The sequence below is a fragment of the Micromonospora inyonensis genome (genome assembly GCF_900091415.1).
GTDB classification, from domain to species: Bacteria; Actinomycetota; Actinomycetes; order Mycobacteriales; family Micromonosporaceae; genus Micromonospora; species Micromonospora inyonensis.
Genome location: NZ_FMHU01000002.1, coordinates 2,124,425 through 2,138,237 on the forward strand (window position 1 = coordinate 2,124,425; position 13,813 = coordinate 2,138,237).

Sequence of the window (13,813 nt, forward strand, 5' to 3'; positions counted from 1 at the left end):
GTATGACGTCGGTGCCGGGCTCGGTCCCCTTCACTTCCCGGGTCAACCGCCGCAGGTTCCTCCAGATGGCGGCCACTGCCGGCGCGCTCGCTGTGGTGTCGGTCGCGCCGTCCGGCCCGCACCCGGAACTCCTCGCCGACGACGCGGTGGCCCGGACCTACCATCGTGTGTTGTTGCGCCATACCCGGTGGGCTGAGACGCAGTGGGACGCGACCGCCGGGCACTACCGGGCCACGAACTTCTCCTTCGCGGTGGTTCTCGGCAACGCGCTGGTGCTGACGCGCGGCACGTACGACGAGGCGCTGGCGGGCATCGACGCCGAGACCCTGAAGGCGCACACCGTGGCGACGCTGTCGCACTTCGCCGCGTCGAACCGGTTGACCGGTGGCACCGAGTGGGGCAAGACCCTCTACTTCGACAGCACATTCCAGCTGTACTTCCAACTTGCCGGCCGCCTGCTCTGGGACGACCTCGACGCGACCACCCGGGCCAACCTGGACCAGCTCGCCCAGTTGCAGGCGGCTTACACCGCGTCCCTCGGCACCGGCGACGACCCGCGGTCACCGGGATGGACGACGAACGGACTCGCCGGTGGCTGGGTCGGCGACACCAAGCTGGAGGAGATGGGCGTCCACGCGCAATCCCTCGCACCCGGCCTCGCCTGGGCACCCGACGCTCCGGACGCCGCGTCCTGGCGCACCCTGTTCGGCCAGTGGAGCCGGAACCAGACCAGCCTTCCGGTTGCCGACCTCGCGAATCCGACCATCGTCGACGGCGTCGCCGTGTCGGCGAACACCGCGCGGAACCTGTACGACACGTTCGTGGTCGAGAACCACGGCTCGTTCGGCCCGCACTACCAGTGCGAGCTGTGGCGGACCTCCGCGCGCAACTGCGTACATTTCATGATCGCCGGGCAGCCGATGCCCGAGGTGACGAGAGCGCAACCCAACGGCGATCGGCTGTGGCGCAGCATCCTGTCGGTGATGAGTGACGCCGGCGAGCCGCTGATGCCGATGGTGAACGACCGCGAACACCTCTACGGCCGCGATGTCATCCCGCTCGCGTTCCTCGCCCAGGTGCTTGGCGACCGGAGCGCCGCCTGGGCGGAACAGGCGATGGCCGACCGGCTCGAGGCCTACCAGCAGTATCCGCCGCAGTACCGCATCACCAAGTTCTCCGGAGAGCCGAAGTACGAACCGGAGGCGCGGGCCGAGGTGGCGATCAGCTACCTGCTACACGAGTGGAGGGCGCGCAATGGCGAACCGGTTGTCCCGCTCAGCAGGGACGACGTGTTCGCGGCGGCCAGCGGCGTCACCGACTTCGGCACCGGCCCCGGCCTCCTGTCGCACCAGTCGAGGAACAGTTGGGCCGGTGCGGTCAGCAGAGCCGGCTATGTCAAGTTCGCCTGGCAGCCCGCCCACGACGACTGGTTGTTCCGTATCAGCGGCGCCACCCCGATGTTCCTGCCTAGCACCGCCGGCACCGTCCGCACGCGCAGCGTCGCGCTGTACACCGCGTTGCGCGACGGGTTCGACGGCAGCGCCACGGTGCTCGGCTTCGACACCGGCTGGGCCGGATTCGCCACGCTGCCCGGCGGTTCGGTCGTCTATGCCACGAGTGGGGTCGCGGCCGGGGAGGGGCACCTCGAGGTCTACAACCTCACCATGCCGGGCGTCGCCGGCCTGGACGGCAGCCGGACCTACACCGCCGCAGAAGGAACGGTCACCGTCGCGTCGCAGGATTCGGGCGGTGCGACCCCACCACCGGGGGTTGCCCGCGTCGACACGGTCACCTTCCCCACGACGACCGCGCAGTGGGTTCGGATGCTCGGCGTCCAACCGGATCCGACCTATGGCTACTCGATCTTCGAATTCGAGGTGCGCGACGGCGAGACCGGCCCGAACCTGACGCTCGGTAAGCCCACCACCGCGTCGTCCGCCGACACGGGGCGCGGCGCCGCCCTCGCCACCGACGGCACCATGACCACGCGCTGGGCGGTGTCCCGCGCCGACCGGCCGCGTGCCGAGAGTTGGCTCGCCGTCGACCTCGGCGGGCCCAGCACCTTCGATCGGGCGGTCATCTACTGGGAAGCCGCCTCCGGACGCCGTTACCGCGTACAGGTCTCCGACGACGGCGTCACCTGGCGCGACGTCGCCACGTACCCGCAGCCGAACCTCTCGAGCACCGGCGGTTGGCTCGACATCGACGGCCGCGCCAGCCTGGTGGTGCGGGGCCCGGTCAATCCGATCACCGTCGCCGGCAACGTCATCACCCTGTCCGACGGGCCCGCCGCACCGCTGCTCGTGGAGGGCCACCCCCGGCTCGATCCCGGCCGGACGCGGGCGGTGGCCGCGCAGCCCGCCCCGGCAACATCGCAGGCATCGGTACGGGCCAGCACCACCGAGGGCCATCTGAGCCTGTTCAACCTGTCGGGCTCCGCCGCCACCGCAACCGTCTCGTTGCCGCAGTCGCGGACGAGCGTCCAGCTGTACGCGGGAGCCCAGACGGTCACCGCGACCGGCACCGACTACGCCGCCGTCCTGGAGGCGTCGAGCGCCGAGGTGCGGGCGCCACGGTTCACGATGCGGACAGCCGGCGGGGGCGAGCTGCCGGTGGGCCTGCACGCCGAGGTGATCGACGGGCAACGCCTCCGGCTCAGTGGCCCGGCCTGCCAGGTGCGCGTCAGCTCGGCGGCCGCACCGGGCGACACGGTCGTGGTCGTCGACGCGCAGCCGCGTGAGATCGTGCTACCGGACGCGCCGGCGTACCCGCTCACCAACCTGGCGCTCGGCCGAGTCACCTTCCCGACCAGTCCGCTGCCGCCGGGGATGTCCGATCCCGGCGCGGCCGTGGATGGCCGACCGGAGACCGCTTGGACGCCGGGGGTGGACGGACGGATGGTCGTCGACCTCGGCGAGCAGCAGGCGCTCGGGAGCATCGAGCTGGACTGGAACGGCGATCGATCACCAACCGTGGACGTGGCGACCAGCACCGACGGCACCACCTACACCCACGCGGTACGACTGCCCGCCGGGCGCGATTCGGCGCTGCTCACTGGCGCAGCCCGCTACGTCGCGGTACGGGTCGCCGGTTGGCGGCCGGGTGATCCCTCGCTCCGCGGCCTGGTGATTTCGGCGACGTAGGGCGATTCCTGCCCTAGCCGAGGAAGGCGTGCACCCGGTCCCAGAGCCGGTCGGCGTCGGCCGGCGCGTACCCGGGCACGTCGGGATCGGTGAAGAAGTGGTCGGTGCCCGGATAGCGGTGCACCTCGACCTCAGCCCCGGCCGTGGCCATCGCCCGCCGCCAGGCGTCCACCTCGGCGGGCGGATCGTACGCGTCGGGGTCGGCGATGTGCAGCTGTACGGGCAGGCCGGCGCGGACCACCTCGGGCGAGCCACCGGTGCCGTGCAGGAGCAGCAACCCGGCACTGGCGGGCCGGTCGGCCAGCAGGGCCCCCGCCACCCCGGCTCCCATGGAGAGCCCGGCCAGCACCGTGTCGGGTGGCAGGTCCGCCACGGCGGCGCGGGCCCGCGCCAGGACGGTCCCGGTGCCGATCCGGCCGAACAGCGCGAAGCCCTCCTCGATGGTGTCGACGGCGGGCACCTCGTACAGATCAGGGGTGACGACCCGGTGCCCGGCGGCGCGGAGCCGGTCGGCGGCGGCCAGGACCGCCGGGCGGAGACCGTACACGGAGTGGAAGAGCAAGATGTGCCGCATCAGGTCATCGTGCCCCGCGCCCCGGCGGTCGCGCCGACAGCCAACCGCGACGCGCCGGCATTCCCGCCCGGTCCAGATCGTCCGTCGATGCCGACCAGCCTCTGGACGTCAACCGGCTTGACGTCACGGGTGGTCCGGGTCCAGGCCGCGCTCGCGCAGCAGCGCGTCCAGCTTGGCCTCGATGCGCTCGTCTGACTCCCGGGACTGCGAGGAGCCCCAGTAGTAGAAGAGGGCCAGCCCGGCCGCCTGCCAGATCAGCTGGAGAAACTCGCTCTGCCAGTTCTCGAAGGTACTCGCGAGGAACTGGGGCAGGAACTCGCCCCAGGCGAACGACTCTCCGTGCTGACGGGCCTCGTTGCCCGCCACGGTCATCTGGAACAGGAACTGGCCGATCCAGGAGAAGACGAAGAGCGCGCCGGTGACCAGGGCGAAGCCGTACGCCCTGGGCCAGCGCGGTTTCCGGAAGGGCGGGTCCTTCCGGCGGGTGTCACCCGGACGGCCCATCGGGGTCGACCGGTCCGTGGTCGACGCCGCGCTCTCTCCCAACATGTCTCCCCCTCCGCTGGACGACGCTGTCGTGACCACCATTGCCCCAGGTCAACCGGGCTGAAACCGACATTGGGGATGCGGCCTGCGGCCGGTGGGCCGCGTGGCGCGTCCCGTTAGGCTGGCGTCCGGGCGTGTCCCGCCGGTTCCGCCCGGCGTCCTGATGCTCGTGGAGGAACGGTGTCCGACAGCCCCCGGGCCGAACCCGACGTCGATCCACTCGGCCCGACCGTCCCGCCGGTGCGTCCGGCGGTGATGCTCGCGGCCGTCGCCGCGGGTGGCGTGGTCGGGGCGCTGGCCCGGGCCGGGGCACTGGCCGTGTTCCCGTACCGGCCCACCACCTTCCCCTGGTCGACGTTCACCGTCAACGTGCTCGGTTGCCTGCTGATCGGCGTACTGATGGTGCTGCTCACCCGGGTCTGGACGGATCGGCCGCTGCTGCGTCCGTTCCTCGGCGTCGGGGTGCTGGGCGGGTTCACCTCCTTCTCCACGTACGTGCTCGACGTGCAGCAGGCCGTCCGGGCTGGCGCGCCGGAGACGGCACTGGCCTACCTGGGTGCGACGGTGCTCACCGCGCTGGGCGCGGTCTGGCTCGGCGACGCGGCCACCGGGTGGCTGCTGGACCGGACGCGGGCGGGCGGGGCGGCCCGGTGACCATGCTGCTGGTCGCGCTCGGCGCGGCCGTCGGTGCGCCGCTGCGCTACCTGACCGACTGGGCGCTGCGGGCCCGGTTCGGCTCGGTGCTGCCCTGGGGGACACTCGCCGTGAACGTGGCCGGTTCGTTGCTGCTCGGCGTGGTACTCGCGGTGCCGGTCGGTCCGGCGGCGACCGCCGCGCTCGGCACCGGCCTCTGTGGTGCGCTGACCACCTGGTCCACGCTCTCGTACGAGACGCTGCGTCTGGGTCGCGACGGCCGGCGGGGGGCCGCGCTGGCCACCGTGCTGCTCAACGTGACCGCCGGACTCGGCGCGGCCTGGACGGGCCTGCTCCTGGCCCGGCTGGTCGCCGGTTGACGCGGGCCTCGCGTCGGCCCACTGTTGCCGCCCGTGCCCGCCGGGAATTCCGTTGCGGGCCGCGCCGGTGTGCCACCGAGGACGACCTCTCACTCGCCCTCGACGTCGGGTTCCGCCCGGCCGGGCCGTTCCGGGTCTGGCTGCGACCGGGAACCTGACCGAAACCGGGCACGTCGCTCGCCGGACCGGTGTGGACGGTCCGGCGGCGCCCGGTGGACGGTCGTCAGGTTCCGTCCCGGTCGCCCGGCGGGCCCGCCGCGGGCAATGTGCTGCGGTAGGGCGGCATGAAGCGCAGCCGGGGCATCTGGTCGGCCAGCACTCCGCCGTCCACCACCAGGTGGGTGCCCGTGACGTACCGGCCGGCGTCCGAGGCGAGCAGGAGCAGCGCACCCACGCAGTCGGCGGGGGTCCCGTACCCGCCGCGCAGCGGGGATGCGCTGCTCCCAGGCCGCCTCGAACGCGGCCCGGTTGAACGGGAACTCCCCGTCGATCGGCGTGTCGATCATGCCGGGGGCGATGGTGTTCGCGGTGATCCCGTGTGGGCCCAGTTCCGCGGCGAGCGACCGGGTGAGCAGTTCCACCGCACCCTTCGAAGCGTTGTAGTGGGCCAACCCGGCCTCGGCGACCAGGCCGTTCTTGGAGGAGATGTTGACGATCCGGCCGGACACGCCGTCGGCGATCATGTGCTCGGCGACCCGCTGGGCACAGAAGAAGACGGCGTCCACGTTGACCCGCATCAGCTCCCGCCAGCCGGCCACGGTGATCTCGTTGAAGTGCTCCAGCCGGGCGACCCCGGCGTTGTTGACCAGGATGTGCAGCGGGCCGTGGGCGGCCCGCAGGTCGTCCACCCAACCGGCGATCGCCTCGGTGTCGGCCAGGTCGAACGGGTGCCGGTGGGCGGCCCGACCGAAGCCGGTGACCTGCTCGGCGACCGGACCGAGGTCCACCCCGGGCCGGTCGACCAGGACCAGATCGGCCCCGGCGGCGGCCAGGCCGGCGGCGAACGCGGCCCCGAGTCCACGGGCCGCCCCGGTGACGACGGCGAGCCGCCCGGTGAGGTCGAACGAGGGCGGTACGGCGGTCATGCCAGCCCCAGCAGGTCGAGCGACGGACGGTGGATGAGCTGTTCGATCTGGTCGACGTCGAGCGGGTCCAGGCCCGGGATGCCGGGCACCCGGCCCACCCGGCGCAGCCCCTCGACCGAGGCGTCGACGGTGGTGAACGGGTAGTCGCTGCCGAACAGCAGCTTGGGCCACACCCCGTAGTCCTGCACCAGGCGCAGGCTGTGCCAGAGCTGGAACGGCCGGTAGTGCAGGGCGGAGACGTCGGCGTAGACGTGCCGGTGCTTGCGGATCACCGCGATGCACTCCCCCTCGTACGGGTCGCCGGGTACGCGGTCACCAACGACGTGACGGAGCGGGAGTACCAGTTCGCCGACCCGGGTGGGCAGTGGGCCAAGGGCAAGTCGTGCGAGACGTTCAACCCGCTCGGCCCGTGGCTGGTCACTCCGGACGAGGTGGGCGACCCGCAGGCGCTGCGACTGCGGTCCTGGGTCAACGGCGAGCCCCGGCAGGACTCCCGCACCGCCGACATGATCTTCCACGTGGCGTTCCTGATCTGGCACCTCTCCCAGTTCACCGTCCTCGAACCGGGGGACGTGCTGAACACCGGCACCCCGCAGGGCGTGGCGCTGTCCGGGCGGTTCCCGTACCTGGGCGCGGGGGACGTGATGGAGGTGGAAATCGAGGGACTGGGCCGGCAGCGCAACCTCCTCGTTCCGGCGTGAGCGCGCCGGTCGGCTACCGCACGGCCACCCCGGAGGACCTGCCGTCGCTGCGGTCGACCTGGGCGGAGGCGTTCCCCGCCACGGACGTCACCGCGCTCTGGGCGACGGATCCGGGACGGTTCGCGCGGACCTTCGTCGCGGTGCGCGACGGCCGGGTGGTGGCCGCCGTGCACTACCTGCCGCGGCGGCTGCGCGCCGCCGACGGCACGGTCGACCGGGTGGGCGGGGTGGCCAACGTGGCCACCCGCCCGGCGGAACGGGGGCAGGGCCACGTGCGACGGCTGCTGGAGCAGGCCCTCGCGGCGATGGACGTCGACGGGTGCGCCTGGGCACTGCTGTTCACCGGCACACCGGCCGTCTACCTGGGCAGCGGTTTCCGGACCTTCCGCCTCGGCTACCCCAGCGGCCGGCCGGCACCGCCGACCGTGCCGCCCCCGGGCTGGACGGTACGGCCGGGTTCCTGGGCGGACTGGCCGGACCTCGCGCCGCTGCACCGGGCGTTAACGCGCACCGCCCGCTCAGCACCGTCCGCGACGACCACGACTGGCGGCACCGGGTGCCGTCCTGGTACGCCCCGCCCACCGAACTGCTGGTCGCCCACCGGCACGGCGAGCCGGTGGGGTACCTGGTGCGGGAACGCTCCGCCGGGCTGGTCCGGGTGGTCGAGGTGGCCGGCGGGGTGGACGCGCTGCGGGCGCTGTTCGGCGTCGTCGCCACGACCGCGCACGCCGACCGGACGGTGCGGTGCGTGGCCCGGCTGCCCGCCGACCCGGTGGTCGGGGCGGCGTTGCCGTGGCTGCTGCGCGACCCGGTGCCCGAGGTCGACGAGACCGGCATGGTCCGCCCGGTGCGCGCCGACGCCGACCGGCTCGCCGCGACCACCGGCGCGCCGGGCGCGTTCCACTGGCCGGGGGACTACCTGTGAGGGCTCCCGGGCGGCTGGTCGCCGAGCAGGTCACCCCGGTGGTCGCCGACCACGGCGAGGGACCGGTGTGGTGCCCGGACGACGACCGGCTGCGGTGGGTGGATCTGCTGGCCGGGGACGTGCTGGCCCTCGACCCGGCGACCGGCGTGGTCACCCGCCGGCACGTCGCCGGGGTGGTCGCCGCCATCCGGCCCCGGTCCGGCGGCGGTCTGGTCGCCGCCGTCGAACGGGGCTTCGCGCTGCTCACCGACGACACGGTGGAGCTGCTGCCGGAGATCTGGTCGGATCCGACGGTCCGGATGAACGACGGGGCCTGCGACCCGCTGGGCCGGTTCCACTGCGGGTCGATGGCGTACGACGCCGCACCCGGTCGGGCCGCGCTGTACCGGCTCGACCCGGACGGCACGGTGACCACCGTGTTGACCGGGGTGACGGTCTCCAACGGGCTCGCCTGGACCGCCGACGGCGGCACCGCCTACTACGTCGACTCGGCCCTGGGACGGGTGGACGCGTTCGACGTCGACCGCGCCTCCGGGGAGCTGACCGGCCGGCGGCCGGTCGTGGTGGTGCCGCCGGAACAGGGGGTGCCCGACGGGATCTGCGTCGACACCGCCGGTGGGATCTGGGTGGCGCTCTGGGACGGCGGGGCGGTGCACCGATACACCCCGGACGGCGACCTGTCCGCCGTGGTGGACGTGCCGACCCGCCGGCCGACCGCCTGCGCCTTCGGCGGCCCGGAGTACACCGACCTCTACGTCACCACGTCCCGCCAGGGGTCGCCGCCGGGCGACCGGTCCCCGGCGGGGGCACTGTTCCGCCTCCGTCCACCGGTGCCCGGCTTCGCCGCCCACCCGTTCGCCGGGTGACCCCGCCCGGGAGGCCACGGGGGTGGACGTCCCCGGCTGCGGCGGGGCGGAGCACGGCCCCGGCGTCACCGGCCGGGCGGGCACTATCGTTGCCGGTCATGGCCCTCATCCACTGCGACTTCCACTCCGAGACGCTCGGCATGGGCACCTCGATGACGGTGCTCCTGCCGCAGCGGACGACGTCCCAGATCGGGCTGGCCGGCACCGCACCGGCCGGTGACCCGCCGGTGCTGTACCTGCTGCACGGGCTCAGCGACGACCACACCATCTGGCTGCGGCGCACCTCCATCGAACGGTACGTCGCCCCGCTGGGCCTCGCGGTGGTCATGCCCCGGGTCGACCGGAGCTTCTACACCGACGAGGAGCACGGCAACCGGTACTGGACCTTCCTCAGCGAGGAACTTCCCGAGGTCTGCCGGTCGTTCTTCCGGCTGTCCGACCGGCCCGCCGACACCTTCGTGGCCGGGCTCTCGATGGGCGGGTACGGCGCGGTCAAGTGGGCGCTGCGCCACCCGGACCGGTTCGCGGCCGCGGCCAGCCTGTCCGGGGCACTGGACATCGCCGGCCGCTCCCCCGGCACCGACGGCCACCCGGTCGACGCCCGGCTCTGGCACACCCTCTTCGGTGACCGGCCGGTGGTCGGCTCCCCGGACGACGTGCTGCACCTGCTGGACGCGGCGGCGGACCGGGTACGGCCACTGCCCCGGCTCTACGTCGCCTGCGGCACCGAGGACTTCCTCTACGACGACAGCGTGCGCTTCGTCGAGGCGGCCCGGAGGCGGGACGTGCCGGTGACCGTCCGGTTCGGACCGGGCGGTCATGACTGGGCCTACTGGGACGAGTGGATCCGGGACGTCCTCGCCTGGCTGCCGTTGTCCCGGCACGCCGGCTGACCACCGTCGGCGCCCGCGCGGGCCGGCTTCAGGCCGGGACGACGGTGAGCCGGCCACCGGTGGCCGGGGGCGTGCCGGCCAGGCTCAGCAGGGTCTGCCCGGTGGCGTCGTCGACCAGGGCGACGCGTACCGCAGCCGGTTCCGGATCGGCCAGCGGCACGGCGAACACGGCGGTCGCCGGCCGGCCCTGGTAGCGCGCGGCGTGCGCGGCGAATCGCCAGCCGTCTTCGTCCCAGTGCTCGCGGACGTCGGACCGGAGCAGCGGGGCCACCCGTCGGTAGACGTCGCTGAGCTGGAGCTGCTGCACGCTGGCGAGCAGCGGCACACCGGACCCGCCGCGTAGCGGGTGGGTCAGCCGGGCGCGCAACCGACGCAGTGGCAGCAGCCAGGTGGCGTCCAGCTCGGGTGAGAGCGCCACCACCACCGCCAGCTCGGCAAGCAGCACGGCGGTGCCGGCCGCCGGCCGGTCGGCGAGCGCGTCGAACCAGGCGGCGGTGCCGGTGAGGGCCAGCGCACCGGCGAGCACCAGTAGGCCGGCCCGGAACAGGCTGCGACCGGAGACGGGAGTCGGCTGGGCGCCGAGGCAGCCGCAGGAGGCCGTCGGCGCCACCCGCCGGGTGTAGCCGAGGTAGGCGAGGAAGCCGACGGCCAGCAGGGTCGCGGCCGTCGCCTCCAGCCGGGACACGGGGGGGCAGGAGGAGCAGTGCGCCCAGGGTCAGCTCGACCGCGCCGAGCAGCCGGTACGCGGGCAGGGCCCGACGCTCGCCGAGCGGCTCGCGGTGCGGCCGGACGACGCCGCCGAGATCATGGCGGGCTGGCCCGACCCGGACTCCCCACTGTGGACCCCGGAGCTGCGCTGGCTGCTCGACCGCTCGACCGCCCTGGTCCACGCCGATCTCGGCGGCCACGACTGGCTGTCGCCCGGTCCGGCCCTGCCGCGCGACCGGGGCCCCGCCTGGCGGCACCTCTACGTGTACGCGTACCTGGCCCTGGTCGACGTCGTCCGGGAGTACCACCGCGCCCACGGCATCCCCGATGCCGTGTCGTGGGTGACCCTCGCGGACCTGGGCCGCAACCTCGCGATCGACCGGCGGATGCACCGCGAGGGCTGGCCGATCATGCAGAGCTGGCTGACCCTGCACACGCGCGGCGGCCTCTACGAACTCGGCCGGTTGCAGTACCAGCGCGGCGACACCACCCTCGGCCTGCACGTCCCCGAGGCGGGGCCGATGACCCCGGAGGCGGTCGCGGCGTCGCTCGACGAGGCCCGCGCGTTCTTTCCGCGCCACTTTCCCGACGAGCACTACAGGACGTTCTCCTGCGGCTCGTGGCTGCTCGACCCGCAACTGCGGGAGTACCTGCCCGAGGACTCCAACATCCTCCGGTTCCAGCGGAGGTTCGAGCTGGAGCCCTACGAGGAGCCGGAAGGGATGAACGCCGACGTCGAGGTGCTGCGGTTCGTGTTCCGGACCCTGACCACGCCGCTCGACCAGCCGTCGTGCCGCACCGTGCTCCAGCGCGCGGTCGTCGACCACCTGAGAGCCGGCCGCCACTGGCACTGGCGCCGCGGCCGCTTCCCGATCAGCACCCCGGCCGGCGCTGACCGGACCGACGGCCTTGAGATAGGCGCGGCCCTGAACACGTGGCCGACGGGTAATTGACTGGCTGGCGGTACGACCGGGTTGATAGCGTGCCCCAGATCCGTGACCCGGCCGAGGAGGTGAGACCCGTGAACGCAGTTCGTACGTGGTGCTCTCTCCCGTTACGGACGGGCGGCTGAGGTAACCGTCGCCGGGAGCGCCCATCAGGTTGGCACTCCCGAAAGGCACCAGACCATGCATTCTGTACGTTTCACCGCTGAGACCTCGTCCGACGGTGTCATCGAACGCGACTTCCTCGTGGGGGAGATCCCGGGTGTGCTCTGGGCACCCGTATCCGGCGCCGATCACGCCCCGGTCGTGCTCATGGGGCACAACGGTGGCATGCACAAGAAGGCGTCGGGGCTCCGGGCCCGCGCCCTGCACACCGCGGCCACCTGGGGGTTCACCGTCGTCGCGATCGACGCGCCGGGACACGGCGATCGCCCGCGTACGGACTCCGACGAGCAGGCCCGCACGGAGATCCGGGAAGCCGTGACGGCAGGTGACACCCTGCGGTTCGCGACGGCCAGCGTCCGCTTCATGGCCTCGGTCGCGGAACGGGCGGTACCGGAATGGCAGGCGACGCTGGACGCCCTACAGGCGTTGCCGCAGATCGGCCCGGACGCGCCGGTCGGCTACGGCGGGGGTGTCTCGATGGGCACGGCGATCGGGGTACGGCTGACCGCGGTCGAGCCCCGGATCACCGCGGCGATCTTCGGGGGTGGGTTCCCTGTGGAGGAACCGGTGATCGAGGCCGCGCGGCGGATCACCGTGCCGGTCCAGTTCCTGCTGCCGTGGGACGACGAGCACGCCGACCGTTCGTCCGGGCTCGCGTTGTTCGACGCGTTCGCCTCGACGGAGAAGACGTTGCACGCCAGACCGGGCGACCACCGCAGCGTCCGGTGGGTCGGGGTGGACGATACGTTCCTGTCCCGCCACCTCGGCCGGGCCTGACCTGACCGGTGCCGGCGTCCGGTGCGGAGCTGGACGCCGGCACCGGCGACAGGTGCGACAGGGCGCGACCCTTCGTGGTTCGCGCCGACACAGCCCGAGCCATCGGGGTCGAACCCTTTCTTTACATCGATGCACGTGGTTGCATTTCGGCATGCGCCGACTCCTCGCCTGCCTGGTCGCCGCGCTCGCGGCCAGCCCCCTCGTCCTCAGCGCACAGCCGGTCGCCGCCGCGACCACGGCACCAGCGCTGGTCATCGGCAGTGACTTCCCCGACCCCGACATCCTCAAGGTCGGCGACACCTACCACGCCTACTCGACCAACAACGGCAACGGCAACGTCCCGGTGGCCACGGCGACCTCGCTGACCGGTCCCTGGACGCGACGGCCGGACGCCCTGCCCACCCTCGGCGCCTGGGCCAGCGGTGGACGCACCTGGGCCCCCGAGGTCTTCCGCCGCGCCGACGGCAGGTACGTGCTGTACTACACCGCGCTCAGCCGCAGCGTGGGCCGGCAGTGCATCGGCGCGGCCACGTCCACCTCGCCGCTGGGTCCGTTCGCGCCGGTCGGCACCGGGCCCCTGATCTGCAACGGTGGCGAGGGCGGCGACATCGACGCGTCCAGCTTCGTCGACAGCACCGGCCTGCGGTACCTCCTCTACAAGGACGACGGCAACGCGATCGGCCAACCGACGAGCCTCTGGCTCCAGCAGGTCGCCGCCGACGGGGTGACGTTGCAGGGCTCCCGGGTGGAACTGCTGCGCAGCGGTCGCCCGGAGGAGGCCGGGGTGATCGAGGCGCCCGTGCTGACCAAGGTCGGCAGCCGGTATGTGCTGTTCTACTCGCTCGGCGGCTACGGCGGCGACGCCTACCAGACCAGCTACGCGACCTCGACCGCGCTGACCGGTCCGTACACCAAGGCCTACCGCTCGTTGCTGACCACGGCCAGCCTGGACAACGCCGTCCGGGGCCCCGGCGGCGCCGACGTCGTCCGGGAGGCCGGCGGCGACCGGATCGTCTTCCACGGCTGGATCAACAACAACACCGCCCGGGGAATGTTCGTGGCCGACCTCGGCTGGGCCGACGGCTACCCGGTCGTGCGGGGCAGCCGGGTGCGCTACGAGGCCGAGCGGGGCCGGCTGAACAACTGCGCTGTCCGTAGCACCACGACCGCCTCGCAGGGCCAGGCCGTGGCGTACATCGACCACGCCGACAGCTGGGTCGAGGTGACCGTGTTCGCTCCCCGCGCCGGCGGCTACACCGCGCACATCGCGTACGCCGCCGGCTACGGCGACGCCCAGCACACCCTCACCGTCAACGGCGGCGCCGCGCAGGTCGTCACCTATCCGAACTCCGGCTGGGAGACCTGGCGGCAGGTCCGGGCCGACGTCACACTCAACGCCGGCTACAACACCCTCCGACTGACCCACCGCAGTCGCTGGGCGGAACTCGACTTCGTCGAGATCGCCTAGGCTCC

General features: G+C 73.0%; 14 protein-coding genes and 2 pseudogenes. 11 read left to right on the forward strand and 5 right to left on the reverse strand.

The genetic code is table 11. The features are described 5' to 3' along the window. The first annotated feature begins 2 nt into the window (after positions 1 to 2). Complete coding sequence (locus tag GA0074694_RS23940) at positions 3 to 3,143, forward strand: discoidin domain-containing protein (RefSeq protein ID WP_091462156.1); 3,141 nt, start codon at positions 3 to 5, stop codon at positions 3,141 to 3,143. A gap of 13 nt (positions 3,144 to 3,156) precedes the next feature. On the opposite strand, the gene GA0074694_RS23945 is transcribed toward GA0074694_RS23940, so the two are convergent. Then, positions 3,157 to 3,717, reverse strand: coding sequence for a dienelactone hydrolase family protein (locus GA0074694_RS23945; protein ID WP_091462158.1), 561 nt, complete (start codon positions 3,715 to 3,717; stop codon positions 3,157 to 3,159). A gap of 123 nt (positions 3,718 to 3,840) precedes the next feature. After that, complete coding sequence (locus tag GA0074694_RS23950) at positions 3,841 to 4,266, reverse strand: DUF6766 family protein (protein ID WP_091462162.1); 426 nt, start codon at positions 4,264 to 4,266, stop codon at positions 3,841 to 3,843. 177 nt (positions 4,267 to 4,443) lie between these two features. On the opposite strand from GA0074694_RS23950, the gene GA0074694_RS23955 reads away from it, so the two are divergent. Beyond that, positions 4,444 to 4,917 carry a fluoride efflux transporter FluC gene (locus GA0074694_RS23955; protein WP_245714873.1) on the forward strand — a complete coding sequence of 158 codons (474 nt, stop codon included), beginning with the start codon at positions 4,444 to 4,446 and terminating at the stop codon, positions 4,915 to 4,917. Beyond that, positions 4,914 to 5,276 carry a fluoride efflux transporter FluC gene (locus GA0074694_RS23960; protein WP_091463822.1) on the forward strand — a complete coding sequence of 121 codons (363 nt, stop codon included), beginning with the start codon at positions 4,914 to 4,916 and terminating at the stop codon, positions 5,274 to 5,276. Before GA0074694_RS23955 ends, GA0074694_RS23960 begins: the two co-directional genes overlap by 4 nt. Positions 5,277 to 5,365: 89 nt before the next feature. Here GA0074694_RS23960 and GA0074694_RS23965 read toward each other — a convergent pair whose 3' ends face one another. Together GA0074694_RS23965 and GA0074694_RS33205 are read right to left on the reverse strand one after the other, a co-directional pair. Then, the gene (locus GA0074694_RS23965; protein ID WP_218105789.1) at positions 5,366 to 6,361 is read right to left on the reverse strand and encodes an SDR family NAD(P)-dependent oxidoreductase; all 996 of its coding nucleotides are present in this window, start codon (positions 6,359 to 6,361) and stop codon (positions 5,366 to 5,368) included. Then, entirely contained in the window at positions 6,358 to 6,633 is a 276-nt protein-coding gene (locus GA0074694_RS33205; protein ID WP_245714874.1) for an amidohydrolase family protein, read from the reverse strand. The genes GA0074694_RS23965 and GA0074694_RS33205 overlap by 4 nt, the downstream gene beginning before the upstream one ends. Between GA0074694_RS33205 and GA0074694_RS33210 the strand changes: the two genes are divergently transcribed. The 5 genes and pseudogenes from GA0074694_RS33210 to GA0074694_RS23990 all read left to right on the forward strand — a co-directional run bounded on the left by GA0074694_RS33210 (position 6,619) and on the right by GA0074694_RS23990 (position 9,746). Continuing rightward, positions 6,619 to 7,062, forward strand: coding sequence for a fumarylacetoacetate hydrolase family protein (locus tag GA0074694_RS33210; RefSeq protein WP_281190376.1), 444 nt, complete (start codon positions 6,619 to 6,621; stop codon positions 7,060 to 7,062). The genes GA0074694_RS33205 and GA0074694_RS33210 overlap by 15 nt on opposite strands. After that, positions 7,059 to 7,382 (forward strand): annotated as a pseudogene (locus tag GA0074694_RS34340) (GNAT family N-acetyltransferase); the annotation flags it as partial. The gene GA0074694_RS33210 and the pseudogene GA0074694_RS34340, both read left to right, overlap by 4 nt. Continuing rightward, positions 7,382 to 7,987: a GNAT family N-acetyltransferase gene (locus GA0074694_RS23980; RefSeq protein WP_091462167.1), complete on the forward strand. Its 606-nt coding sequence runs from the start codon at positions 7,382 to 7,384 to the stop codon at positions 7,985 to 7,987. The pseudogene GA0074694_RS34340 and the gene GA0074694_RS23980, both read left to right, overlap by 1 nt. After that, the gene (locus GA0074694_RS23985; protein WP_218105790.1) at positions 7,984 to 8,853 is read left to right on the forward strand and encodes an SMP-30/gluconolactonase/LRE family protein; all 870 of its coding nucleotides are present in this window, start codon (positions 7,984 to 7,986) and stop codon (positions 8,851 to 8,853) included. Before GA0074694_RS23980 ends, GA0074694_RS23985 begins: the two co-directional genes overlap by 4 nt. 98 nt (positions 8,854 to 8,951) lie before the next feature. Next, complete coding sequence (locus GA0074694_RS23990; RefSeq protein ID WP_091463830.1) at positions 8,952 to 9,746, forward strand: alpha/beta hydrolase; 795 nt, start codon at positions 8,952 to 8,954, stop codon at positions 9,744 to 9,746. 28 nt (positions 9,747 to 9,774) lie between these two features. Here GA0074694_RS23990 and GA0074694_RS23995 read toward each other — a convergent pair whose 3' ends face one another. Beyond that, positions 9,775 to 10,431 carry a MauE/DoxX family redox-associated membrane protein gene (locus GA0074694_RS23995; RefSeq protein ID WP_091462171.1) on the reverse strand — a complete coding sequence of 219 codons (657 nt, stop codon included), beginning with the start codon at positions 10,429 to 10,431 and terminating at the stop codon, positions 9,775 to 9,777. A gap of 85 nt (positions 10,432 to 10,516) precedes the next feature. Between GA0074694_RS23995 and GA0074694_RS33985 the strand changes: the two are divergent. From GA0074694_RS33985 to GA0074694_RS24010, 3 genes and pseudogenes are all read left to right on the forward strand, one after another. Further along, a pseudogene (locus tag GA0074694_RS33985) lies at positions 10,517 to 11,407 on the forward strand (acyltransferase domain-containing protein); the annotation flags it as partial. 174 nt (positions 11,408 to 11,581) lie between these two features. Next, positions 11,582 to 12,340: a dienelactone hydrolase family protein gene (locus GA0074694_RS24005; protein WP_091462174.1), complete on the forward strand. Its 759-nt coding sequence runs from the start codon at positions 11,582 to 11,584 to the stop codon at positions 12,338 to 12,340. A 151-nt stretch (positions 12,341 to 12,491) separates the two neighbouring features. Further along, positions 12,492 to 13,808, forward strand: coding sequence for a family 43 glycosylhydrolase (locus GA0074694_RS24010; RefSeq protein ID WP_091462177.1), 1,317 nt, complete (start codon positions 12,492 to 12,494; stop codon positions 13,806 to 13,808). Positions 13,809 to 13,813 lie beyond the last annotated feature (5 nt).

Bases quoted from the DNA above. Each gene is read 5' to 3' on its own strand.
- GA0074694_RS23940 (WP_091462156.1), top strand. From the start codon at position 3: ATGACGTCGGTGCCGGGCTCGGTCCCCTTCACTTCCCGGGTCAACCGC.
- GA0074694_RS23945 (WP_091462158.1), bottom strand. From the start codon at position 3,717: ATGCGGCACATCTTGCTCTTCCACTCCGTGTACGGTCTCCGCCCGGCG.
- GA0074694_RS23950 (WP_091462162.1), bottom strand. From the start codon at position 4,266: ATGTTGGGAGAGAGCGCGGCGTCGACCACGGACCGGTCGACCCCGATG.
- GA0074694_RS23965 (WP_218105789.1), bottom strand. From the start codon at position 6,361: ATGACCGCCGTACCGCCCTCGTTCGACCTCACCGGGCGGCTCGCCGTC.
- GA0074694_RS23990 (WP_091463830.1), top strand. From the start codon at position 8,952: ATGGCCCTCATCCACTGCGACTTCCACTCCGAGACGCTCGGCATGGGC.
- GA0074694_RS24005 (WP_091462174.1), top strand. From the start codon at position 11,582: ATGCATTCTGTACGTTTCACCGCTGAGACCTCGTCCGACGGTGTCATC.
- GA0074694_RS24010 (WP_091462177.1), top strand. From the start codon at position 12,492: ATGCGCCGACTCCTCGCCTGCCTGGTCGCCGCGCTCGCGGCCAGCCCC.